Origin of the sequence: Achromobacter sp. ES-001 (genome assembly GCF_019448355.1) — a bacterium.
GTDB lineage: Bacteria > Pseudomonadota > Gammaproteobacteria > Burkholderiales > Burkholderiaceae_B > Achromobacter > Achromobacter spanius_B.
Map to the genome: position 1 here is coordinate 939871 of NZ_CP079940.1, position 24413 is coordinate 964283.

Annotated in this window: 20 protein-coding genes; 8 read left to right on the plus strand and 12 right to left on the minus strand. The window is 66.7% G+C overall.

Annotated elements, in window-relative coordinates:
* Window positions 1–48: 48 nt before the first annotated feature.
* Entirely contained in the window at window positions 49–1443 is a 1395-nt protein-coding gene (gene fumC / locus KYT87_RS04090; RefSeq protein WP_104143485.1) for a class II fumarate hydratase, read from the plus strand.
* A gap of 164 nt (window positions 1444–1607) precedes the next feature.
* Here the strand turns inward: fumC and KYT87_RS04095 are convergent, their stop codons facing one another.
* Window positions 1608–2507, minus strand: coding sequence for an AEC family transporter (locus tag KYT87_RS04095; RefSeq protein ID WP_143215487.1), 900 nt, complete (start codon window positions 2505–2507; stop codon window positions 1608–1610).
* Window positions 2508–2752: 245 nt separating this feature from the next.
* Here KYT87_RS04095 and KYT87_RS04100 point away from each other — a divergent pair, with 245 nt between their 5' ends.
* Window positions 2753–3745: a tripartite tricarboxylate transporter substrate binding protein BugE gene (locus KYT87_RS04100; RefSeq protein ID WP_046806457.1), complete on the plus strand. Its 993-nt coding sequence runs from the start codon at window positions 2753–2755 to the stop codon at window positions 3743–3745.
* A 198-nt stretch (window positions 3746–3943) separates the two neighbouring features.
* Here the strand turns inward: KYT87_RS04100 and KYT87_RS04105 are convergent, their stop codons facing one another.
* On the minus strand, window positions 3944–4849 hold the full coding sequence (locus KYT87_RS04105; protein WP_104143488.1) for a LysR family transcriptional regulator: 906 nt from the start codon (window positions 4847–4849) through the stop codon (window positions 3944–3946).
* 114 nt (window positions 4850–4963) lie between these two features.
* Here KYT87_RS04105 and ggt point away from each other — a divergent pair, with 114 nt between their 5' ends.
* A complete protein-coding gene (gene ggt, locus KYT87_RS04110; RefSeq protein ID WP_219992591.1) occupies window positions 4964–6730 on the plus strand; it encodes a gamma-glutamyltransferase in 1767 nt (588 codons plus the stop codon).
* Between the two features lie 133 nt (window positions 6731–6863).
* Here the strand turns inward: ggt and KYT87_RS04115 are convergent, their stop codons facing one another.
* From KYT87_RS04115 to KYT87_RS04130, 4 genes are all read right to left on the minus strand, one after another.
* Window positions 6864–8270 carry an APC family permease gene (locus KYT87_RS04115; protein WP_104143491.1) on the minus strand — a complete coding sequence of 469 codons (1407 nt, stop codon included), beginning with the start codon at window positions 8268–8270 and terminating at the stop codon, window positions 6864–6866.
* Window positions 8271–8367: 97 nt separating this feature from the next.
* Window positions 8368–9504 (minus strand): CaiB/BaiF CoA-transferase family protein, encoded by a 1137-nt coding sequence (locus tag KYT87_RS04120; protein WP_219991744.1) that lies wholly within the window; start codon window positions 9502–9504, stop codon window positions 8368–8370.
* Between the two features lie 12 nt (window positions 9505–9516).
* The gene (locus KYT87_RS04125; RefSeq protein WP_104143494.1) at window positions 9517–10500 is read right to left on the minus strand and encodes a tripartite tricarboxylate transporter substrate binding protein; all 984 of its coding nucleotides are present in this window, start codon (window positions 10498–10500) and stop codon (window positions 9517–9519) included.
* A gap of 52 nt (window positions 10501–10552) precedes the next feature.
* Window positions 10553–12268: an acyl-CoA dehydrogenase family protein gene (locus KYT87_RS04130; protein ID WP_219991745.1), complete on the minus strand. Its 1716-nt coding sequence runs from the start codon at window positions 12266–12268 to the stop codon at window positions 10553–10555.
* Between the two features lie 114 nt (window positions 12269–12382).
* Here KYT87_RS04130 and KYT87_RS04135 point away from each other — a divergent pair, with 114 nt between their 5' ends.
* Entirely contained in the window at window positions 12383–13300 is a 918-nt protein-coding gene (locus tag KYT87_RS04135; protein ID WP_046807879.1) for a LysR family transcriptional regulator, read from the plus strand.
* A 3-nt stretch (window positions 13301–13303) separates the two neighbouring features.
* Here KYT87_RS04135 and purU read toward each other — a convergent pair whose 3' ends face one another.
* From purU to KYT87_RS04165, 6 genes are all read right to left on the minus strand, one after another.
* Window positions 13304–14158 (minus strand): formyltetrahydrofolate deformylase, encoded by an 855-nt coding sequence (gene purU, locus KYT87_RS04140; RefSeq protein ID WP_219991746.1) that lies wholly within the window; start codon window positions 14156–14158, stop codon window positions 13304–13306.
* A gap of 45 nt (window positions 14159–14203) precedes the next feature.
* Complete coding sequence (locus tag KYT87_RS04145; protein WP_046807881.1) at window positions 14204–15313, minus strand: NAD(P)/FAD-dependent oxidoreductase; 1110 nt, start codon at window positions 15311–15313, stop codon at window positions 14204–14206.
* Entirely contained in the window at window positions 15310–15834 is a 525-nt protein-coding gene (locus KYT87_RS04150; RefSeq protein ID WP_046807882.1) for a flavin reductase family protein, read from the minus strand. Before KYT87_RS04150 ends, KYT87_RS04145 begins: the two co-directional genes overlap by 4 nt.
* A 39-nt stretch (window positions 15835–15873) precedes the next feature.
* Window positions 15874–16503 (minus strand): pyridoxamine 5'-phosphate oxidase, encoded by a 630-nt coding sequence (pdxH, locus tag KYT87_RS04155; RefSeq protein ID WP_046807883.1) that lies wholly within the window; start codon window positions 16501–16503, stop codon window positions 15874–15876.
* 140 nt (window positions 16504–16643) lie between these two features.
* Window positions 16644–17306: a gamma-glutamylcyclotransferase gene (locus tag KYT87_RS04160; RefSeq protein WP_219991747.1), complete on the minus strand. Its 663-nt coding sequence runs from the start codon at window positions 17304–17306 to the stop codon at window positions 16644–16646.
* On the minus strand, window positions 17307–18533 hold the full coding sequence (locus KYT87_RS04165) for an MFS transporter (protein WP_370638748.1): 1227 nt from the start codon (window positions 18531–18533) through the stop codon (window positions 17307–17309).
* Between the two features lie 412 nt (window positions 18534–18945).
* Here KYT87_RS04165 and KYT87_RS04170 point away from each other — a divergent pair, with 412 nt between their 5' ends.
* The 4 genes from KYT87_RS04170 to KYT87_RS04185 are packed head-to-tail and all read left to right on the plus strand — an operon-like array spanning window position 18946 to window position 24409.
* Entirely contained in the window at window positions 18946–20133 is a 1188-nt protein-coding gene (locus tag KYT87_RS04170) for an efflux RND transporter periplasmic adaptor subunit (RefSeq protein WP_104143499.1), read from the plus strand.
* 1 nt (window position 20134) lies between these two features.
* Window positions 20135–22093, plus strand: coding sequence for a MacB family efflux pump subunit (locus KYT87_RS04175; protein ID WP_104143501.1), 1959 nt, complete (start codon window positions 20135–20137; stop codon window positions 22091–22093).
* Window positions 22094–22098: 5 nt separating this feature from the next.
* Window positions 22099–23556, plus strand: coding sequence for an efflux transporter outer membrane subunit (locus tag KYT87_RS04180; protein WP_255593888.1), 1458 nt, complete (start codon window positions 22099–22101; stop codon window positions 23554–23556).
* Between the two features lie 10 nt (window positions 23557–23566).
* Entirely contained in the window at window positions 23567–24409 is an 843-nt protein-coding gene (locus tag KYT87_RS04185; protein ID WP_104143502.1) for a ThiF family adenylyltransferase, read from the plus strand.
* Window positions 24410–24413: the final 4 nt, after the last annotated feature.

Sequence of the window (24413 nt, forward strand, 5' to 3'; positions counted from 1 at the left end):
CCGACGCCGCGCTTTGCGACTGTCAGCCGCCACGGAGTTGTACGCGCCATGAAGACCCGCATCGAAAAAGACACGTTTGGGCCGATCGAAGTCCCCGAGGATCACCTCTGGGGCGCCCAAACGCAACGTTCGCTGCATTTTTTCGCGATTTCCACGGAAAAGATGCCTGTCCCGCTGGTCAACGCCATGGCGCGCCTGAAGCGCGCGGCCGCCAAGGTCAATGCCGAACTTGGTGAGCTGGACCCGAAGATCGCCGACGGCATCATTCGCGCGGCCGACGAAGTCATCGCCGGCAAGTGGCCCAACGAATTTCCGCTGTCGGTCTGGCAGACGGGGTCCGGCACGCAAAGCAACATGAACATGAATGAAGTGCTGGCCAATCGCGCGTCGGAACTGCTGGGCGGCGTGCGTGGCGAAGAGCGCAAGGTGCACCCGAACGACCATGTCAACCGCGGCCAGTCGTCCAACGATACGTTTCCGACCGCCATGCACGTGGCCGCGGCCGTCGAAGTCGAACATCATCTGCTGCCCTCGCTGAAGCAGTTGCGCGCCACGCTGGCCGAGAAAAGCGCCGCCTTCTACGACATCGTCAAGATCGGCCGCACGCATTTGCAGGACGCCACGCCCTTGACGCTGGGCCAGGAACTGTCCGGCTATGTGGCGCAGCTGGATCTGGCTGAACAGCAGATCCGCGCCACGCTGCCCGGCCTGCATCAGTTGGCCATTGGCGGCACGGCGGTGGGCACGGGCCTGAACGCGCATCCCGAATTCAGCGCCAAGGTGTCGGCCGATCTGGCGCATGCCACCGGCACGGCCTTTGTGTCGGCGCCCAACAAATTCCAGGCACTGGCCTCGCACGAGGCCTTGCTGTTCGCGCACGGCGCGTTGAAGTCGCTGGCGGCCGGGCTGATGAAGATTGCCAACGACGTGCGCTGGCTGTCCAGCGGCCCGCGTTCGGGCCTGGGCGAAATCAGCATTCCGGAAAATGAGCCGGGCAGCTCGATCATGCCGGGCAAGGTCAACCCCACGCAGTGCGAAGCCGTCACCATGCTGGCCGCGCAGGTCTTGGGCAACGACGTCGCCATCAATATCGGCGGCGCCAGCGGCAACTTCGAACTGAACGTGTTCAAGCCGCTGGTGATCCACAACTTCCTGCAATCGGTGCGCCTGCTGACGGACGGCATGGCCAGCTTCAACGCGCATTGCGCGGCCGGCATCGAACCCAACCACGAGCGCATCGCTGAACTGGTCGACCGGTCACTGATGCTGGTGACGGCGCTGAACCCGCACATCGGTTACGACAAGGCCGCGCAGATTGCCAAGAAGGCGCACAAGGAAGGCTTGTCGCTGAAGGAGTCGGCGCTGGCGCTGGGTTACGTGACCGAAGCGCAGTTTGCCGAATGGGTGGTGCCCGGGTCCATGACCAACGCGCACAAGTCGTAAACGTCTGGGGACAGGGCTCAAGCACAGGGCCAAGCCCAAGCCCAGGCCCAAGCCCAAGCCCAAGCCCAAGCCCAAGCCCAAGCCCAAGCCCAAGCCCAAGCCCAAGCCCAAGCCCAGCCCAAGCCCAACAAGGCTGCCGACCCGGCAGCCTTTTTTTCGTCGGATCAGGGCTGCCCGGCCAGCAGCAGCCACATCGGTATCGTCACCGCCGAGAACAGCGTGCCCAGCGATATCAGCACCGCCACCATGCGCCCGTCACCCCCCATGCGCATGGCCAGTACATAAGCGGCCGAGGCCGTCGGCAGGGCCGCGAACAGCAGCAGCATGCGCGCTTCCAGCGGCGGCAGGCCCAGCAACATCGCCACGCCCAGCGCCACGGCGGGCAGGGCGACCAGTTTCACGGCCAGCATCCAGGCGATCAACGTGCCGTAACCCTTGCCGCCTTCCCAGGCCAGGCTGGCGCCTACGCAAATAATCCCCAGCGCCAGCGCCGCCGCGCCCAGCCGCCCCAGCACCGTGTCGACGGGGCTGGGCAGGTGCAGGCCCGCCAGGTTGCAGGCAAGCCCAACCAGCGTGGACACGACCAGGGGGTTGCGCGCCAGCTCGCGCAGCAGATTGCCGCCGTTGTGGCGCGCCAGGCCATAGACCGCGGCCACATTGGCCATGGGCACGGCAAAGCCGACGATCAGCGCCATCACCGTCTGGCCCTGCGTGCCGGCAAGGCTTGCCGACAGCGCCAGGCCGATATACGTGTTGAAGCGGTACCCGCACTGGGCCGACGACGCCAGCCCCACCGACGACGGCCGCAACACCCAGCCGGCCAGCCACGCCATCGCCACGCCGGCCACCACCACCGCCGCCGTGGCCTGTAGCAACATGGCCGCGTTGCCCGCGGTGATGGGCGTGCGCAGAATGGATTGGAACAGCAGCGCGGGGAACAGGACGAAGTAGACGAGACGCTCGGTGCCCGCAAAAAACTCGCGCGAAAAACCCAGCTTGTGACGCAGCGCCCAACCGAGCGCGACCAGCATGAAATCAGGGAAAACCAGGAAGGCGACCGACATGAGGAAAGGGTGTTTTAACAGCGCGTTGACCGGGGATCGGCACGCTATGCGGGTGTAAGCATTTGCTGCTATTCTCCGTCATTCTGGCGGGCGCGTCTGCCACAAGCACCTTATAAAAGCAGCGCCACACACGCTGCACAGAAGCAATGCGCTCCCACCGTTATCTGCTGGCCCGTCCACAGGCGGAGACCATCTCAAAACGGTCCGTTTACATACGGGCTCGCACTCTTGGAGGAAACACACCTATGAATAAAGTTCGCTCCCTGGCCGTTGCTATCGCTTTGGCTACCGGCGCCGCCGGCACGCTTGGCGCCTCCGTCGCGCATGCCGCCGACAAGTACCCCAGCAAGCCTATCCGCGTGATCGTTCCGTTCGCGCCCGGCGGTTCCACCGACATCATCGCGCGCCTCGTGACGCAACGCATGAGCCAGGAACTTGGCCAGCCGATGGTCGTGGAAAACAAGGGTGGCGCGGGTGGCGCCATCGGTGCCTCTGAAGCCGCGCGCGCCGATGCCGACGGCTACACGCTGTCGATCGCCACGGTCTCGACCATGGCCGTCAACCCGGCCTGCCGTCCGAAGGACCTGCCGTACGACCCGATCAAGGACTTCCAGCCGGTCACCAACTTCGCCAACACGGCAAACGTGGTTGCCGTGAATCCGAAGTTCCCCGCCAAGGACTTCAAGGGCTTCATCGAAGAACTGAAGAAGAACCCCGGCAAGTACTCGTATGGCAGCTCGGGCACGTGCGGCGTGCTGCACTTGATGGGCGAATCGTTCAAGATGGCCACGGGCACCGACATCGTGCACGTGCCGTACAAGGGTTCGGGCCCGGCCGTGGCCGACGCCGTCGGCGGCCAGATCGAAATCCTGTTCGACAACCTGCCGTCCTCGATGCCGCAGATCCAGGCGGGCAAGCTGAACGCCATGGCCATCGCCTGGCCCGAGCAGATTCCCGCCGTCAAGGGCGTGCCCACGTTCAAGGAAGCCGGCTTCCCAGTGCTGAACCAGCCGGTCTGGTACGGCCTGCTGGCCCCCAAGGGCACGCCGATGGAGGTCGTGAACAAGCTGCGTGACGCTGCCGTCGTGGCCTTGAAGGACCCGAAGGTCATCAAGGCGCTGGACGATCAGGGCTCGGCGCCCTCGGGCAACACGCCTGAAGAGTTCGCCAAGGAAATCAAAGAGCAGTTCGATTGGGCTCAAGACGTGGTGAAGAAGCAGAACATCAAGCTGGATTGATGCGGCTTGGGGCTGGCCGACAAGCCGGTTCCTGATGCTGAAATGAAGACGGGCGCCCTGACGGGCGCCCGTTTTTTTTATGCCGTGCAGTGATGCCGGCACGACGGCGACACGACGGCGACACGACGGCGGCCGAATGCGCGCGCGGCCAGTCTTGCAACGTCGGCCCAGCTGCTTCAGCTACTCCATTTACCCGAACTACCCCGCCACATCCAAGGACGCCACGCGGGCGGCGCAGGCCGCGCGCAGCCGCTCGATCAGGTCAGCATGCAGCGCCGACAAAGGGTCCTGGTTGCGCACCATGATGCTGATCGGCACGCGCAGCGCGGGCTCCAGGCGGCGCAGGCTCATGCCGGGACGCAACATGGCCTGCGCGGTGATGGCGTCGACAATGGCGTCGCCGCAACCCGCGTCCACCAGCGCGCAGGCCACGTAATGCGTTTGCACCTGGATGGAGACCTGCGGCGCCAGCCCCTGTGCGTCCAGCGCCATTTGCAGCAACGCGCCGGACGCATCGCCCGCATCCAGCACGATCAGCGTTTCACCGGTGGGATCGGCCAGTTCGGCCAGGCGCATGGGCCCCGTGGCCGGCCGACGGCTCAGGTGCACAAGCTCGGTGTGGCCCAGGCCGGTGCGCGTCAGGCCGGGATAGTCGTTGGTGTCGAAGGTAATGGCCAGGTCCAGCTCGCGCGTGAGCAGGCCTTGCACGAGCTCCGCACTGTGATGCGTGTGGATGTCGAACGTGATGCCGGGCTGCGCGTCGCGGCTGTCGCGCACCACGCCGGGCAGCAGGCCCAGGCCCAGCGCGGGGGCGCAGCCCAGGCGCAAATGCCCATGCGGCCGGTCGCGCAGGTTGGCGACCAGCCGGCGCACGCTGTTCAGGTCCTGGTTCAGCCGCGCGACCTCGGGCGTCAGGATCTCGGCTTCTCGCGTGGCCACCAACCGGCCTTTGACACGATCAAACAGCTTGAAGCCCAGCTGCGCCTCGGCGTGCGCCAGCAGCTTGCTGGCGGCCGGCTGCGAGATATGCAGCGCGGCGGCCGCCTCGGTCAGGGAACCGGTACGACGGATCGCTTCGAAGATTTCGATGTGGCGCAGGCGCATGGCAGGACAGGATAGGGGACCGGAACCGCGATTCTAAGCGGTTGACGGCGCGCGACCCGCTGGCAGATCATCATGGACGCCTGCCGGACACCCGGCGCCACCCTGGAGCTCACCATGCGCGCTTGCCGCCACGCCGCCGCCATCTTGCTTGCCGCCACCCTGACGGCCAGCATGGCCCCCGTCCCGGCCGCCTGGGCCCGCACGCCGGCCACCGAAGACATCAACCCCGAAGCCGCCAGCGGCGCCAAGGCGCGCGAACTGGTTCGCGCCAAGCATTACATGATGGTGTCGGCCAACCCGCTGGCTACCGAGGCGGGCGAGGCCATGCTGCGCAAGGGTGGCTCGGTGATCGACGCCGCCATCGCGACGCAGCTGGTGCTGAACCTGGTCGAGCCCCAATCGTCCGGTATCGGCGGCGGCGCCTTCATCGTGTGGTATTCGGCCAAGTCCGGGCGCATCCAGACCATCGACAGCCGCGAAACCGCGCCCGCCGCCGCGCGCCCCGACCGTTTCCTGGACGCCGACGGCAAGCCGCTGCCGTTTGCGCAGGCCGTCAACAATGGCATGTCGGTGGGGGTGCCGGGCTTGTTGCGCGGCCTGGAACTGGCCCACAAAGAAGCGGGCGTGCTGCCCTGGGCCGACCTGTTCCAGCCCGCCATCGACCTGGCTGAACAGGGCTTTGCCGTGTCGCCCCGCCTGCACACGCTGCTGGCCGGCAACAAGGCCCTGCCCACGCAGGCCGCCGCCGCTGCGTATTTCTACGCGCCCGACGGCGCGCCCTGGCCGGTAGGCCATGTGCTGAAAAATCCCGAATTCGCGCGCACGCTGCGCGCCGTGGCCAAGCAGGGCGCCGATGCGTTCTACCAGGGTGACATCGCGCGCGATATCGTGGCCGCCGTGCACGGCCACGCCAAACCGGGCGACCTGACGCTGGCGGACCTGGCCAACTACCGCGCCAAGACGCGCGACCCGGTGTGCGGGCCGTACCGCGGCTACCAGTTGTGCGGCATGGCGCCGCCCAGCAGCGGCGGCATCGCGGTGTTGCAGATGTTGGGCGAGCTGGAACAGTATCCGGTCGCCACCTACACGCCCGGTTCCGTGCAGGCCGTGCATTATTTTTCCGAGGCGGGCCGGCTGGCCTTTGCCGACCGCGACTTCTACGTGGCCGATCCAGACTTCGTCAACGTGCCGGTGCGCGCGCTGCTGGACCCGGCCTACCTGCGCGCGCGCGGTGCGTTGATTCAGCCCGACCGCAGCATGAAGGTGGCCCTGCCCGGCGACCCCGAAGGCAAGCTGCTGACCCTGGGCCGCGACAACGCGCTGGAAGTGCCGTCCACCAGCCACCTGGTCGCGGTGGACGCCAAGGGCAACGCGCTGTCCATGACGACCACCATCGAAAGCGAGTTCGGCAGCAAGATCTTCGTGCGCGGTTTTTTGCTGAACAACGAAATGACGGATTTTTCTTCGTCGTTCAAGGACCCCGAAGGCCGGCTCGTGGCCAACCGCGTCGAAGCGGGCAAACGGCCGCGCAGCTCGATGGCGCCCATGATCGTGCTGCGTGACGGCAAGCCCTTCATGCTGGTGGGATCGCCCGGCGGCAGCGCCATCATCAACTATGTGGCCAAGACCATCGTGGGCGTGCTGGATTGGGGGCTGGACATGCAGGCCGCCATCGCGCTGCCCAACATGGGTAGCCGCAACAAGGAAACCGAACTGGAAAAGGGGACCGCGCTGGAGGCGCTGGCGCCCGCGCTGGAAGCCATGGGGCATCCGGTGCGCATCACGGAATTTCCCAGCGGGATACACGGCATCGTGATCGATGCGCAGGGCTTGCAAGGGGGCGCGGACCCGCGCCGCGAAGGGCTGGCCAAGGGCGGTTGAAACCGCGCAAGGCGGGAGCAAGGCGGGGCGCGATGCGCACCCGCCCATTTCGGGCAAGGCCCATGCCTTGCCGCCCCGCCAGATCGACGCTGTGACGTCCGATCAAGCGGTCCCGCGACCCCGCAATGCCGCCTCAATCCAGCGAGGCCGGGTCGATCTCCATGCGCGCTTCCTTGCGGTGCGCCACGTACGTCACGCCCCACATCACCACGCCCAGCAGCAGCAACCAGCCCGCCACCTGATATTGGATGACGTCGCGCCCGGTCAGCGGGGTCACCATGAACAAGCACGCCGCCGCGCCCAGCCACGGCACGATGCGATTGATCGTGAAGTGCTGATGCTTGACCTTGTCGCGGCGCAGGACCAGCACCGCCACGTTGACGAAGGCGAACACGCCCAGCAACAGCAGCGCCGTGGTGCCGCCCAGCGCGCGGATGGCTTCGGAGTCGGCCAGCGACACCAGGATGATCAGGCCGAAGGCCAGCACGGTCGTGAACAGAATGGCCGTCCACGGCGTCTGGTTCTTGCGATGCACGTGCGCCAGAAAGGCCGGCAGCACGCCCTGGCGCGACATGCCGTACAGGAGGCGGCTGGCCATCATCATATTGATCAGCGCCGAATTCGCCACGGCAAACATCGAGATGATCGGCATGATGTATTCCACCGGCAGGCCCGGGGCGGCGCGCTTGACCACCAGCACCAGCGGCGTCGAGCTCTTGGCCAGTTCGCCCACCGGCACCAGCGCCACCGCGCAGATCGACACCAGCACGTAGATCACGGCCGTAATGCCCAGCCCCGTCAACATCACCTTCGGAAAAATGCGGCTGGGCTCGTGCGTTTCCTCGGCCATGTTGACCGAGTCCTCGAACCCGACCATCGCGAAGAACGCCAACGCGGTAGCCGACGTCACGGCCAGGAACACGCTTTTATCTTCGGGCGTGTCGAACGCCACCACGCGCGAGAAATCCGCTTGCCCGCCGGCGATGGCATAAAAGCCCAGCAGGATCACCATCAGCAGGCCCGACAGCTCGATCAGCGTCAGCACCACGTTTGCCTTCACGCTTTCGGCCGCGCCGCGCAGGTTCACCAGCATCACCAGCAGCATGAAGCCCAGCGCGCCGAACGTGATCCACGTCTTCTCGGCCTTGATGCCGAACGCGGCGAACAGGTTCGCGGCGAACGCCTGGGACGCCGTGGCCGCCGATGTCAGCCCCGAACACATGACGGTGAAGCAGACGATGAAGGTCAAAAAGTGCACGCCGAACGCCTTGTGCACATACAGCGCCGCGCCTGCTGCCTTGGGGTACTTGGTGACCAGTTCCAGGTAGGACAGCGCGGTCAGCAGCGCGATGGCAAAGGCCACCAGGAAGGGCAGCCAGGCCGCGCCGCCAACTTCGGCGGCGACCTGGCCGGTCAATGCATAAACGCCTGTGCCCAGGATGTCGCCAACAATGAACAGCAACAGCAGCTTGGGGCCCATCACGCGCTTGAGCGGCGCGTTTTCCGATTGCGATGGGGCTTTTACATCGGTTGTAGCCATCTTCTTTTTCTCCTCTTTCTTTGACTCGCGGGAGGCGACCCGAAAAGTCTAAGGGGAGGACGTAGCAGCCGTTGCTACAGCGGTGCAACGAAATGTCTTAGTTGTTGGTATTCGTTGATGGCGCCTCTTGCAGCGCGGGCGGCAGCTTGCGCAAGGTGGCGGGCGTGCGCGACAGCTTGATGGGCGAGCCCACCCCCTTGTAGTCGCCCTGTTCCACCACCATGCCGCGATGGCGCGTGTGCGGGTGCGCCAGCGCCTCGTCCACCGTCTGCACCGCCGCGGCGGGCACGCCCGCGCGCAGCAGGCGGTCGGCCAATGGCGCGGCGTGTTGCGGCGCCAGCAGGTCGGACAAGGCGTCGCGCAAGGCCTGGCGGTTTTGCAGGCGATCGGCGTTGGTGGCAAAGCGCGGGTCGGTGGCAAGTGTCGGCGCGTCCAGCACCTGCGCCATCAATGCAAACTGCCGGTTGTTGCCCACGGCCAGGAAGATCGGGCCGCTGGCGGTGGGCAGCGTTTCGTAAGGCGCGATGTTCGGATGCGCGTTGCCACTGCGCTTGGGCACCTTGCCGCTGTAGAAAAAATTGGCGGCGTGCGGATGCAACAGCGACAGCGCGCAGTCGTACAAAGTGATGTCCAGGAACTGGCCCAGGCCGCTGCGATGGCGTTCGTTCAGCGCCAGCAGGATGGCGACGGCGGCGTTCAAGCCAGTCACCATGTCCACCACCGGCAAGCCCACGCGCGTGGCGTCGCCGTCGGCTTCGCCGTTCACGCTCATCAGGCCGCACATGGCTTGCGCGCAGGCGTCGTAGCCCGGCAAGCCGCCCAACGGGCCATCGGCGCCGAACCCGCTGACGCGGCAATGCACCAGCTTGGGAAACGCTTGGCTTAACGTGTCAAACCCCAAGCCCCATTTTTCCAACGTGCCGGGCTTGAAGTTCTCGACCAGCACGTCCGCGTCGGCCAGCAGATGGCGCAGCAGTTCCTGGCCCGCCGGTTGCGACAGGTCCAGCGTCATGCCTTCCTTGTTGCGGTTCACGCCGATGAAGTACGAAGCCGTGTCGCCCAGGAAAGGCGGCCCCCAGCCGCGCGTTTCATCACCGCCCGGCGGTTCGATCTTCAACACGTCGGCGCCGTGGTCGGCCAGGATCTGCGTGCAATACGGGCCGCCCAGCACGCGCGACAGGTCGATGACTTTGCAGCCGGCAAGCGCGCCGGCGTTCGGTAGGGTAGGGGCCATGGGTGGTCTGCTTCAGTCGATGGAAACGTTGGCGCTCTTGATCAGCTCGCGCCACTTGGGGACTTCGGTGGTGATGAACGCGGCCAGGCCTTGCGGCGTCTGGTCCTGCGCGGCAACGATGCCTTGCGAACGCAGCGTCTGTTCGATGGCCGGGTCCGACAGCGCCGTCTTGAACGCGCGGTTCAAGGTATCGACCACATCGGCCGGCGTACCCTTGGGCGCCACGATGCCGAAGAAGACGCTGACGTCGTAGCCCGTCAGTCCTTGCTCGGACAAGGTGGGCAGGTCGGGCAATGCGTCAGAGCGTTGCGCGCTGGCCAGGCCGATGGCGCGCAGCTTGCCGGCCTTGATGTAAGGCAGCGCGGTCAGGATGTCGGTGAATGACATCGATACCTGCCCGCCCAGCAGATCGTTCAGCGCCGGGCCGGTGCCCTTGTACGGGATGTGCATGATCTTGGTGCCGGCCATCTGGTTGAACAGAATGCCGGCCAGATGCGATGACGCGCCGTTGCCCGACGAGGCGTAGCTGAGCTTGTCCGGATTCTGCTTGGCGTAAGCAATGAGCTCTTTGGCGTTGTTGACCGGCACCGACGGGTTCACGACCAGGATGTTGGGCAGGTGGCCCAGGCGGATGATCGGCGCGAAGCTGGTCTCGGGGTTGTAGCCCTGCTTCTTGTAAAGGCTGACGTTGATGGCCAGCGGGCCGGACGTGCCGAACAGGATCGTGTAGCCGTCGGGCTTGGCCGACGCCACGTATTCCGAGCCGATGTTGCCGCCCGCGCCGCTGCGGTTTTCGACGATGACGTTCTGCTTGAGCGGTTCACGCAGTTTTTCGGCCAGGCGGCGCGCCATGGCGTCGGTGGGTCCGCCCGGCGGGAAGGGCACGATCAACGTGATGGGTTTGGCGCTGGGGTAAGCATCGGCCGCCAGCGCGGGCGCGGCGGGCGCCACGGTGGTGGCCACGGCCAGCAGCAAGGGGGCAAATAGGCGTTTCATGGTGGTGTCTCCTGTGAGGGGGGCGCGCCGGCTGTGCCGCCGGCGTCGCGGATTACAGCGCGTACTGCAAGATGGCCTGGCAGGCGGCGCTTTCGTTGGGGGGAATGGCGTAGGGGTCGCGCGGCGCCAGGCGGTGCAACAGCACCTGGTCGGCCAGTTGCGCACGGCTTTGCATGCCCGCGTCCGTGGCTTCCCAGCGCAAGGCGGCCATGGACACGGCGTGGTAAAGCAGCGACGCCGCCTGGCGGGCCAGTTCGGCGTGGTCGCCCATGGCGGCGTGCTCGGCCAGCGCAAAGGTCTTGGCCAGCGCGTCGGCCTGCAACGCGGCCAGCGCGGGCGGGCAGGGCGCGCCGTCTGCCAGCAGCTGGTCGATATGGGCGCGCAGCGCGGGCAGTGAATTTTCTTTCTTGATGGCGCGCAGCACGTCCAGCGCGACGATGTTGCTGGTGCCTTCCCAGATGGATCCCAGATGCGCGTCGCGCACCAGGCGCGGCTCGGTCCATTCTTCGATATAGCCGCAGCCGCCGCGCACTTCCATCGCGTCGCCCGTCACCTTGCGCGCGTCGCGGCAGGCGCGGAACTTGATCAGCGGGGTCAGGATGCGCGCCAACGCCGGGTCGGCCATGCCTTGGTCGGCGTCGGCCAGCGCGCGCGCCGTCTGGAACATGACGCTGCGCGCCTGCTCGGCCCAGACCGTCATCTTGACCAGTTGGCGTTGCATCAGCGGCATGTCGATCAGGCGCTTGCCGAAGGCGCGGCGCTGCTGCGATACGAAGATCGCTTCGGTCACCGCGCGGCGCATCAGCCCGGCCGCGCGCATGCCGTTGGACAAGCGCGAGTTATTGATCATGTCGGCCATGTGCTTGAAGCCCCGGCCGCGCTCGCCCACCAGCCAGGCCACGGCGCCTTCCAGCCGGATTTCGCCGCTGGCCATGGACCGCGTACCCAGCTTGTCTTTCAGACGCAGGATGCGGTAGTGGTTGTGGCTGCCGTCGGCCAAGTCGCGCGGCAACAGGAACAGCGAGACGCCTTTCAGGCCGGGCGCGGTTTCGCTGCGCGCCAGCACCATCGCAAAACCCGCGTCGGGATTCGAGCAGAACCACTTGTCGCCGTGGATGCGCCAGCTGCCGTCCGCTTGCAGGTCGGCGGTGACTTCGGTGGCGCTGACGTCCGAGCCCGCGCCTTGTTCCGTCATGAACATGGCGCCTTGGCGCAACGCATCGAAATCCTGCGTGGTCACTTGCGGCAGCACGCGTTGCACCAGCGCCGGGTCGCCGAACTTGCGCAGCGTGCGCGCCAGCGAATCGGTCATGCTGACCGGGCAGCACAGGCCGAATTCCGCTTGCACGAACAAATGGCTCAACGCGTACTTGGCGGCGGCCGGCATGGGTTCGGGCCAGCCCAGCACGCCGCCGCGATGCGACAGCGCGGCCAAGCCGAATTCGCTGTACGCCAGCCGTTCCAGTTCCACATAGGCGGGGTGCTTGTCCACCCGCGATTCGTCGGCCCCGGCCCGGCTGCGTACCGACAGCGTGGGCGGATGCTTGTCCGCCGTGGCGGCCAGTTCGTCCATCACGCCTCCGGCTAGGCCGCCCAGGCGTTCCAGGTGGGGCAGCAGGTGGGCGTGCAGCGGTGCGGGCAGGTAGCGCCGGCTGAGCGCGGCGGCGTAGGGGTCGGCGGTGAACAGGTTCAGCCCGCGTGAATCCGGCACCGGGGTGGAGGCGGCGGAAGTGGCAACGGAAGGATTGGGGCGGGCGGGGGCGTCCATGGCGGCATCCTGCGAAAAATCGGGAAGATGGCCGATGTTGCGCGGGTAGATTAATCTATGCAAATACCGTTTTGGTGTAGAACAATCCATAAAAAATATAGATAGGGGGAGACCATGGATCTGGACCCGCGCCTGTTGCGCTACTTCATCGCGGTGGCCGAAGAGCGCCATTTCAGCCGTGCCGCCACCCGCCTGCATATCTCGCAGCCGCCGCTCAGCTACGCCATCCGTCAGTTGGAAGACAACGTGGGCGCGCGCCTGCTTGCCCGCACCAGCCGCCATGTGGAACTGACCGACGCCGGCCACGTGTTGTATCGCGAGGCGCTGACGTTGCTCCGGCAGGCCGAGGAAGTGCGCACACTGGTGCAGCGGGTGGACGCGGGCTTGCGCGGCCGGCTGCGCATCGGCTTCGTCGGGTCGATGCTGTATCGCGGCCTGCCGGTGCTGCTGAACGCCATGCGCGCCGAACTGCCCGACGTGGAGCACGTGCTGACCGAGCTGAACTCGCACGAGCAGATCGAAGCCGTGCGGCGGGGGGAACAGGACCTGGGGTTCATCCATGCCAACCCGGTGCCCGAAGAGGTGCTGGCGCGCGACCTGATCGCCGAACCTTTTGTGGTGTGCCTGCCGGATTCTCACCCGCTGGCCGCGCGCGCGTCGTTGCGGCTGGCCGATCTGGCGGGCGATGACTTCGTCTTCTTCGCCCGCGCGGCCTCACCCAGCTATTACGAAACCGTGTTGTCGATGTGCGTGGCGGCCGGCTTCATGCCGGTGGTCCGCCACGAAGTGCGGCATTGGCTTAGCGTGGCGTCGCTGGTGTCGCAGGGGCTGGGCGTGTCGATCGTGCCGTCCTGCCTGTCGCGCAGCGGGCTGGCCGGCACGCGCTTCATTGCGTTCGAACACGCGGCGCGCTCGGTCAGCCAGGTGATCTGGCAAGCCGGCGCGCAGTCGCCTTTGCAGCATCGGGCCATGGCGCTGGTGACGCGCCAGTTTCCGCCGGCCACGCCGGCGGTGGCCCAGCAGGCGGATTGACGATCAGCGGAACACGACGGTTTTGTTGCGGTTCAGCAGGATGCGGTGTTCGACATGGCTGCGCACCGCGCGCGACAGCACCAGCGATTCAATATCGCTGCCCACTTGCGTCAGGTCGGCCGCCGTCATGGTGTGGTCCACGCGTTCGATGTCCTGGTCGATGATGGGGCCTTCGTCCAGGTCCGACGTCACGTAATGAGCGGTGGCGCCGATGATCTTCACGCCGCGAGCGTGCGCCTGGTGATACGGGCGCGCGCCCTTGAAGCTGGGCAGGAAGCTGTGGTGGATGTTGATGGCGCGGCCGTTCAGCGCGCGGCACATATCCGCCGACAGGATCTGCATGTAGCGGGCCAGAACCACCAGGTCGGTGTTGGACTGGTCGGCAATCTGCAATACCCGCTTTTCCTGCTCGGCCTTCGTGTCGGCCGTGACGGGCAGGTAATGGAACGGGATGCCGTAGGACGCCGCCAGGCTGGCGTAGTCGTTGTGGTTGGACACGATGGCCGCCACTTCGGCGTGCAAATGCCCGCTATGCACGCGAAACAGCAGGTCGTTCAGGCAATGGCCCTGCTTGCTGACCATGATCAACAGGCGCTGCTTGCGGCGCGCGTCATGCAGCTTCAGGTCCATGCCGTAGTCCGCCGACAGCGTATCCAGGCGGCCGCGCAGGTCGTCGGGGTTCACGGCCACAGGCAGGTCGAAGTGCACGCGCAGGAAGAACTGGCCCGTTTCCTCGTCGCCGAATTGCTGCGAATCCAGGATGTTGCAACCCAATTCGAACAACAGGCCGCTGACGCGGTAGACGATGCCGGTGCGGTCAGGGCAGGACAGGGTCAGGATGTAGTCGTTGTGCTGCATGGTGCGGGAATAGGCCGAGGTAAGGAGAAGAGGGGATGGGCGGAATCAGGCGCTCAGGCGCGCCAGGGTTTCTTCCGCCAGGGCCAGGCTGGAGGTCAGCCCGGGAGATTCAATGCCGAACAGGTTCACCAGCCCGGGCACGCCATGCACGGCGGGGCCGGCAATGACGAAGTCGGCGGCGGGTTCGTGCGGGCCCGAGATCTTGGGCCGGATGCCGGTGTAGCCGGGCGCCAGCGCATGGTCCGGCAGCGCTGGCCAGTAGCTGCGCACCGCGTCGTAGAACACGTCGGCGCGCGCCGGGTCCAGTGTGTAGTCTTCGGTGCCGATCCATTCGGTATCGGGTCCGAACTTGGCCTGGCCGCCCATGTCCAGCGTCAGGTGCACGCCCAGGCCGGCGTGTTGCGGCACGGGGTAGATCAGGCGCGTGAAGGGCGCGCGGCCGGCCAGCGTGAAGTAGCTGCCCTTGCACAGGTAATCGGTCGGGATGGTGGCGGGCGGCACGCCGTCGATGCGGCGGGCCAGCGCGGGCGCTTGCAGCCCGGCTGAATTGATCAGCACGTTACAGGTCAGCGTCATGGCTTCGTCGCCGCCGAATTGCAGTTCGAACCCGCCTTCGGGGCGCACGCGGCCGGACACCAGTGGCGTGTGAAAGACACACTGCGCGCCAGCATTTTCGGCGTCGCCCTGGAATGACAGCATCAGGGCATGGCTGTCGACGATGCCGGTGGATGGCGACACCAGCGCGGCGGTGCATTGCAGCGCGGGCTCCAGGCGCATGGCTTCTTCGCCGGAAATGAACTGCAAATCGTCCACGCCGTTGGCGCGCGCGCGCTGGGCGATGCCCTCAAGCTGGGCCGCCTGATCGCGGTCGGTGGCCACGATCAGCTTGCCCAGGCGCTTGTGCGGCACGCCGCGTTCGGCGCAGTACGCGTACAGCAGGTGCTTGCCGCGCACGCACAGGCGCGCCTTCAGGCTGCCCGCCGGGTAATAGATACCGGCGTGGATCACTTCGGAATTGCGCGAGCTGGTGCCGGTGCCGATGGCTTCGGTGGCTTCGGTCACCAGCACTTCCCGGCCGGCTTGCGCCAGCGCGCGGGCCACGGCCAGCCCCACCACGCCCGCGCCGATGACGACGCAATCTACGTCCACGCTCATGGCGTCTTCCTTTCGGACCGGCTGCCCGCGGGCGTCAGGTCAAAGCCGCCGGCGTGAAACACCAGCGGCGGTTCGTTGCTGTGGCCGCAGCGTTCCACTTCGCCCACCATGATGATGTGGTCGCCTTCTTCGTAGCGGCTGCGGTTGCGGCATTCGAACCAGGCGGCGCAATGGCCGTCCAGCATCGGGGTGCCGCCTGGCGCGTAATGCACCGTCAGGCCGGCGTAGCGGTCGGGCGTCTTGCCCGTGGCGAAGCGGCGCGCCAGCGCGATCTGCTCGGCGCTCAGGACGTTGACCACGTAGCGCTCGCACTGTTCGAACGCCGCCAGCGAGGACGACGAGCGCGACAGGCTCCACAGGATCAGCGGCGGGTTCAGCGACACCGAGTTGAACGAGCTGACCGTCAGGCCGATGGGGGCGCCATCAAGCCCGGCGGCCGTCACGACCGTGACGCCGGTGGCGTAGCGGCCCAGCGCGGTGCGGAAAAAAGCGGCGTCAAAATCAGGGGAGGAGGCGGGCATGCAATCGGTAATTGGGCGGGCGCGCAAACGCGCCCGACATCAGGGCGACAGGCGTTCGATCTTCCAGGCCGGGCCGTCCGCGACGTAGCGCAGGCGGTCGTGCAGGCGCGACGGCCTGCCTTGCCAGAATTCGATGGCGGTGGGCTTCAAGCGGTAACCGCCCCAGTGCGGCGGACGCGGCGGCTGCTCGCCGAAGCGTTCGCGGAATTCCTTTTCACGGGCTTCCAGCGCTTCACGGGTAATGGGCTGGCTCTGGGGCGAAGCCCAGGCGCCGATGCGCGAACCGGCGGGGCGGCTGTGATAGTAGGCGTCCGACTCTTCGGGCGCCACTTTTTCCACCACGCCCTCAATCCGGACCTGGCGTTCCAGGGGCTGCCAGAAAAACAGCAGGCTGGCGCGCGGCTCGGCCAACAGGTCTTGCCCCTTGCGGGACTCGTAGTTGGTGAAGAACGTGAAGCCGCGTTCGTCAAAGCCCTTGATGAGGACGATGCGGGCGCTGGGCTGGCCGCTTGCGTCGACCGTGGCCAACGTCATCGCGTTGGGCTCGGGCACCTTGGCGGCCAGGGCTTCGTCGAACCAGCGGGTAAATTGCTCGAACGGCGAGGCGGCGGCCTGGTTTTCCAACAGGACGTTCTTTTCGTAGCTTTGACGCAGATCGGAGACGGACATGAGGATGGGGATTCAGGGTGGATAACAGGGAGTTTATACCGCCCGCACCACCACCCGCCCTTTGACCCCGCGCAGACCTCGGGGATGTTTCCGGCCCGGGGTGTGGCCGGGCAACGCTACACACCCCGTTCCCGCCCGATTCAGGCGCCTTCGGGCAGCCTGTGTCCGTCTTCTTCCAGCAGCCGCGCAATGGCGTCCAGCCGGGCATCGTGGATGCCGGCCGCCCGCAGCGCCTGGGCCGTCTGCACCACGTAATCGGTGCAGGGGCCGTAGCGGCCGGCCGCCCGGCGCACGATGGCCAGCAGTTCGTCCTGGGGCAGCGCGCGGATGTACGCGGGGTTGTCGCGGTTCATGATGAACACCAGCGCGCGCACGGTGCCGGCGTCGGTGGTGCAGTTGATCCAGCGGGGCAGGTAGGCGCCGGTGGACATCTCGCGTTCCCACAAGGCGGGGAAATACGTGGGCACCTGGTCGCCGGCCAAGCGGTAGACGACGCCGCGGCAGGAGCCGCCCCGGTCCAGCCCGAACACCAGCCCCGGGCATTCCGGCGTGCCCCGGTTGACCCGCGACCACAGGCACAGCGCCCGGTGGTGGCCGCGCAAGGTCGCCAGCCGGCGCTCCATGAAGTCAAAGTCCGGGCGCCAGATCAGCGACCCGTACCCATATACCCAGACGTCGTCTCCCGCCTGCCAATGGCGCAGCGCGTCGTCCAGCGAGGCCTGTCTTTCTTCGGGCGTCCACAGGCGAAAAGGCAAGCTGGCGCCGGCGACGCCGGGGGCGGAGGGAGGGGACTGCGTGTTCACTTAAGGCTTCCGGTCAGACTCGAGCGGGGGATTTCGATTGGCCCACCCGCCCGCCATCAGGGCCAGCGAATAGGCCCAGAACAGGGGGGCAACGCCAATTACCGCACCCAGCGCGCCGAAGGTCAACGGCAGGGACACCTGAGAACCGTTGATCAGCGCCATGCGCAGGCCCACGGCTTCGGCCGCGCGGCCGGGCGGGGAATGCTGGTGCAAGAGCGACAGCATACTCGGTTGGCAACAGCCCAGCGCCAGCCCAAGTATGAAAGACAGCACGATCAACACGGTAACGTCGGTGAACAGCGGGTAAAGCATGAAGTCGATGGCGGCGGTGGCCATGGCCACGCGCACCAGCGTCCAGGACCGCACCCGGCGCATGATCAGCGGCAATACCAGCCGGATCACGAACGTTGCCGCCGCAAACGACGCCAGGATGACGCCGATGGTGGTGGCGGACAGCCCGATCGCCACGCCAAAGATCGGCACCACGAACAGATGCGTGTCCCAGGCGCCCGACAGAATCGTGTTCACCATCAGGATGCGGCGCAGGGCCGGCACCGCCAGCAGTTCGGTCACGCGGCGGCGCTGGGCCTCTTTGGCGCCGGACAGCTGCGAGTCCACCGCTTTCAGTTGGTGGCGCAGGTAATAAAGGCCGATGCCGGACAGGATGGGGCCCAGGGCCAGCAGGCCGAAGGCGGTTCGCGTGCCCAGGTTGTCGATGGCCAGACCCGCGATCAGCGGCCCCGAAAAGCCGGAGCCGGCCAAGGCCAGCGACATGAAAGAGAAGTTGCGCAGCCGCTGCGCCGGCTCGGCGTGGCCCAGCAGGTCTTGCGTGGCGACTTGGTGCAGCATGAAACCGATGCCAATACAGCAGGACGCCACGAGCAAGGCCGTCTGTGTCTGAAAGATAAAGGGCAAAGCGGTGCCGATGGCGACCAAAGACGTGCCAATGACCAGCGGGCGCACGATGCCCACGCGGTCCACCCAGCGGCCCGCGCGCACCGAGAACAGCATCGGCAGCACGGCAAACACCGCGACCAGGGTGCCGACCTTGAACGTGGACAGGCCCATTTGCAGCGCGGTCAGCGACACAGTGATCCGGCCGCCCGTCAGCGCCACGTGATTCATCATCGCCAACAGACACAGCAGCACCGCCCCGGAAAATTCCGGGGAACCAGAGGGCGAGGAGGGGGATCTGTTGGAGGTAGGCACGGCGTTAACTGCAATCATTCTGTGCGGATCGTCGGGCTATGTCGAGGCGCGGGTTTTTTGCGGCGCGGCAAAATGTTTCAGACGGCGCGAACAAGATAGCGGCCATCTAGCGGCCAAGTCGCGGCCTTACGCAACAAGAGGCGGCACGTTGGCGGCACGATCCCGGCAGGCGCAGGACGGCGGTTTCGTGCATGCGCCATTGCCGTTGTATCGTTCACGCAACGGAACAATCGTTCTTGCCGGCGTCCCGGCCGAAACCCGCTTTACGGTTTTTCACCGTTTCGCCGCAATCGGTCATCGCCACGCACCCTCGCCCCGTTTAGGATGGCGGCCCGACGTTGCGCGACTGCGCGGCGTTGCGAGGGCGTGGCGCTGCGATGGCGTGGCGTTACGTTACGGCCGCCTTGCCGGTCACTCATTCTCAGGTGCAATGAAAAAGTCCCGCAGTAAGTTCAAGCGTTACGCGTTGATCGCCGTCGTCGTCCTGTTGGGGGGGCTGGCGGTGCGCGCCATGTTCTTCTCGGCCCCGCCGCCGCCCACCTTCGCCGTCGCCGAGGTCACCCGTGCCAACCTGGAAGACAGCGTGCTGGCCAGCGGCACGCTGGACGCCATTGAGCGCGTCAGCGTCGGTGCGCAGGCGACCGGCCAGCTCAAGTCCCTGAAAGTGCAGCTGGGTGACCGCGTCAAGAAAGGGCAGCTGGTCGCCGAGATCGACGACCTGACCCAGCAGAACGATCTGCGCAACGCCGAGGCCGCCCTTCAGACCCGGCGCGCCGAGCGGGCCGCCAAGGTCGCCATGCTGAAGCAGGCGGAACTGGCCTTCAAGCGCCAACGCCAGATGCTGGCCGCCGACGCCAGTTCGCGCGAAGCCTACGAATCCGCCGAGGCCACGCTGGGCGTGACCCGCGCCGAGATCGCCTCGCTGGATGCGCAGATCGCGCAGGCCGAGATCCAGGTGGACACGGCCAAGGTCAACCTGGGCTACACCCGCATCGTCTCGCCCATCGACGGCATGGTCGTGGCCGTGGTGACCAAGGAAGGGCAGACGGTCAACGCCATCCAAAGCGCGCCCACCATCATCAAGGTGGCCCAGGTGGACACCATGACGATCAAGGCGCAGATTTCCGAAGCGGACGTCACCCGCGTCAAACCCGGGCTGCCCGTGTACTTCACGATTCTTGGCGAGCCCGACCAGCGCTATCACGCGACCTTGCGCGCCGTGGAACCCGCGCCCGACTCCATCCAGAAAGACGACGCCACCACGTCGCTGACCGCATCCAGCGGCAGCTCGACTACCGCCGCCGTCTACTACAACGGCCTGTTCGATGTGCCCAACCCCGACGAAAAACTGCGCATCTCGATGACCACGCAGGTCTTCATCGTGCTGGGCGAGGCGCGCGACGCCGTCGTGGTGCCGGCCTCGGCGCTGGGCAAGCGGGGCGAGGACGGCCGCTATGCCGTGCGCGTCGTCCTGAAGGACAACAAGACCGAGGTGCGCCACGTCAAGATCGGCATGAACAACAACGTGCAGGCGCAGGTGCTGGAAGGGCTGGAGGTAGGCGAGCGGGTCGTGTCGGCGGATTCCGCCCCGGCCGCCGCTGCCGCGCCGGGGGCCTGACATGAGCGGTCCGCTGATTGCGTTGTCCGGCGTACGGCGTGAATTTCCCGCCGGCGACCAGACCATCGCCGTCTTAAAAGACGTCAACCTGACCATCGAAGCCGGCGAGATGGTCGCCATCGTGGGGGCGTCCGGCTCGGGCAAGTCCACGCTGATGAACATCCTGGGCTGCCTGGACCGCCCGACCCGGGGCGACTACCGCGTGGGCGGCCGCAGCACGGGCGAGCTGGGTCCGGACGAGCTTGCCGAACTGCGCCGTGAGCATTTCGGCTTTATCTTCCAGCGCTATCACCTGCTGTCGGACCTGACTGCGCAGGGCAACGTCGAAATGCCCGCCGTGTATGCCGGCAAGCGCCGCGAGGCCCGCATGGACCGCGCCGAACAACTGCTGGCGCGGCTGGGCCTGGCCGACCGGTCCGAGCACCGGCCCGGCCAATTGTCCGGCGGCCAGCAGCAGCGCGTGAGCATTGCGCGCGCACTGATGAACGGTGGCGACATCATCCTGGCCGACGAGCCCACCGGCGCGCTGGACACGCACACCGGGCAGGAAGTGCTGCGCATTCTGGAAGAGCTGAATGCGGCCGGGCACACCATCATCATCGTCACGCACGACATGAATGTGGCGCGCCACGCGCAGCGCATCATCGAGATCAGCGACGGCGAAATCGTGGCGGACAAGCGCAACCCCGACGCCCCGCGCCGGGACGCCGCGCGCGATGCCCCGCCCGAACTGCCCAGGCGGCCCGCGTGGCAGGCCTACCTGGACCGCTGCGGCGAAGCCCTGCGCATGGCGCTGCTGTCCATGAACGCGCACCGCCTGCGCACCTCGTTGACCATGCTGGGCATCATCATCGGCATTGCCGCCGTGGTGTCGGTGGTGGCGCTGGGTGAAGGGTCGCGGCGCAAGATCCTGGAAGACATCAGCGCCATCGGCACCAACACGGTGGAAGTCTTTCCGGGCAAGGACTTTGGCGACGAAAAGGCCGTCAACATCCGCACGCTGGTCGCGGCGGACGCCGACGCCCTGGCGCGCGAGCCCTATGTGGACAGCGTCACGCCCGAGGTCGCCACCAGCAATACGCTGCGCTATCGCAACGTGTCGGTGAACGGCTCGATCCAGGGCGTGGGCGAACAGTATTTCCGCGTGCGCGCCATCAAGCTGGCGCAAGGCAAGTTCTTCGACGAGACCAGCGTGGTGCGCCGCGCCCAGGAAGTGGTGATCGACGAAGGCACGCGGCGCGCGCTGTTCGGCTCGCACACCGAGCCCATCGGGCAGGTGGTGTTCCTGGGGTCCATGCCCGCGCGCGTGATCGGCGTGACCGCCAAGAAAGACTCGGTGTTCGGCAACAACGAATCGCTGAACGTCTGGATTCCCTACACCACGGCGTTATCCCGCGTGCTGGGGCAGCAGCATCTGAAAAGCATCACGGTGCGCGTCAGCGACGCCACGCCGCCGGCCGCCGCCGAGAAATCCATCGAACGCCTGCTGATGCGCCGCCACGTGGTGAAGGATTTCTTCGTGTTCAACACGGACGCCATCCGCAAGACCATCGAGCGCACCACGGCGACGATGACGCTGCTGGTGTCGCTGATTGCGTTGATTTCGCTGATGGTGGGTGGCATCGGGGTGATGAACATCATGCTGGTGTCCGTTACCGAACGCACGCGCGAGATCGGCGTGCGCATGGCGGTGGGCGCGCGGCGCAGCGACATCATGCAGCAGTTCCTGATTGAGGCCGTGCTGGTCTGCCTGATCGGCGGCGCGGTGGGCATCCTGCTGTCGCTGGCGTTGGGCGTGCTGGTGTCCAAGGCCACGGGCGGCTCGTTCCAGATGATTTATTCCACGGCATCGATGGTGGCGGCATTTACGTGCTCGACGCTGATCGGTGTGCTTTTTGGCTATTTGCCGGCGCGCAACGCGGCGCGCCTGGATCCCGTCGAGGCCTTGGCCCGGGAATGAGGACGATGAAAGCGGTTTCCCTGATTTGCAAACCCGTCGCGCTGGCGCTGCTTGTTGCGCTGGGCGGATGCGGCAGCCTGCTGCGCAGTGACTACGAACCCCCCATGACCCAGACGCCCGCCGCCTGGACCCATGGCGGTTCGGAAAACCTGCATGCGCCCCTGGCCCAGGGCGGCCAGTGGTGGCGCAACTTCAACGACCCGGTGCTCAATGGCCTGATCGACGCCGTGCTGGCGCGCAACAACGATCTGGCGGCCGCCGCGATCCGTGTGCGCCGCGCGCAATACCAGGCCGGCTTGACCGAAGACCAGCTGATGCCGCAACTGGGTGGCGACGCCAGCGTGACGCGCAACCGCAACCTGTACGGCGACCGCATCATCACCCGCAACAACCAGGCCCAGCTGACGGTCAGCTACGAAGTGGACCTGTGGGGCAAGCTGTCGCGCCAGCGCGATGCGGCCCAGTGGGAAGCACTGGCCACCGAGCAAGACCGCCAGTCCGCCGCTTTGTCGCTGGTGGGCACTACCGCCACGCTGTATTGGCAGACGGCATTCATCAACCAGCGCATCGCCAGCAGCGAGGAAAGCATCGCCTACGCGCGCCGCACGCAGGACCTGGTGCGCGCGCAGTACGCAGCGGGCGGCGCGTCGGCGCTGGAGCTGGCCGAAGCCGAACAGACCGTGGCCAGCCAGCAGGCGGCCCACACGCTGCTGGTGCAGCAGCGCGTGGAATACACCAACGCGCTGGCCATCCTGTTTGACGGCCCGCCCGACCGCAGCATGGCCAACCCGCTGCGCCTGCCGCCGTACCCGTTGCCCGAGGCGCGCGTCGGCGTGCCCGCCGATTTGCTGGGCCGTCGCCCCGACCTGCGCGCCGCCGAACTGCGCCTGCGCGAGGCGCTGGCCACCGTGGACGCCACCCGCGCCAGCTTCTATCCGCCCGTGACGCTGACGGGGTCGGTGGGCAGCGCCAGCCCCACGCTGTCGAACGTGCTGCAAAACCCCGTCGCCGCCCTGGGCGTGGGCTTGACGCTGCCGTTCCTGCAATGGAACCAGATGCAGCTGAACATCAAGATATCCAAGGCCGACTACGAAGAACGCGTCGTCAATTTCCGGCAGACGCTGTATCAGGCCATGGCGGATGTTGAAAACGCCTTGTCGAACCGGACGCAACTGAGCTTGCAGGCCGAGCAGCTGGCGGTGTCGCTGCGCGCGGCGCGCGATGCCGAACGCCTGTACGAAGTGCGGTATCGGGCAGGGGCGGTGTCGCTCAAGGATTGGCTGGACGCACAGGAGAAGCGCCGCAGCGCCGAGATCGCGCGCGACGAAAACGGCTTGAACCGCCTGGTGAACCAGGTGACGGTGTACCGGGCGCTGGGCGGGGATGATCAGGCGCAGACTGAGGCGCAGACCCAGGCGCAGACCCAGGCTCAGGTTCAGACTCAGGCCCGGCCCTTGCCCTAAAATAGCCGCCATGGACTTTCCCGACCCCACCCCAGCCCCCGCCGCCGACCTGGACCGCCGTTTCGGCGGCCTTTCCCGTTTGTACGGCCCGCAAGCGCCCGCGCACTTGCAGCGCGCGCACGTGGCCGTGGCCGGCTTGGGCGGCGTCGGGTCGTGGACGGTTGAGGCGCTGGCGCGTTGCGGCGTGGGCGCGTTGACGTTGATCGACCTGGATCACATCGCCGAATCCAACGTCAATCGGCAACTGCACGCGCTGACGTCCACGTTGGGCAAGTCCAAGGTGGATGCGATGGCCGAGCGGGTGCTGGAGATCAACCCCGAATGCCGCGTGACCCGGGTGGATGACTTCGTGTCGCCCGAGAACGTGGCCGAGGTGCTGCCCGGCCCCTACACCGTCATCATCGATTGCACCGACCAGGCAGCCGCCAAGATCGCAATGATCCTGCACGCGCGCGCATTGGGCGTGCCGATGCTGCTGTGCGGCGGCGCGGGCGGCAAGACCGATCCGCTGGCGTTGCGGGCAGGGGACTTGTCGGCGGCGGTGAACGACGCCTTGTTGTCCAAGCTGCGCAACAAGCTGCGCCGCGAACACGGGTTTCCGCGCGCGTCCGACCAGCACGGCAAGGCGCTCAAGCGCGTGCCCAAGATGGGCGTGCATGCGCTGTGGTTCGACCAGCCGGCCATTCTGCCCGACGCCTGGACGCGCCCCACTGAAGGCGAGGACGATGTCGGCGCCGCCGGCCAGGCGACCGCCCCGCAAGGCTTGTCCTGCGCGGGCTACGGCTCGGTGGTGACGGTGACGGCGGCCATGGGCATGGCAGCGGCCAACGAAGCGTTGCGCATGGCGATCTGAACGC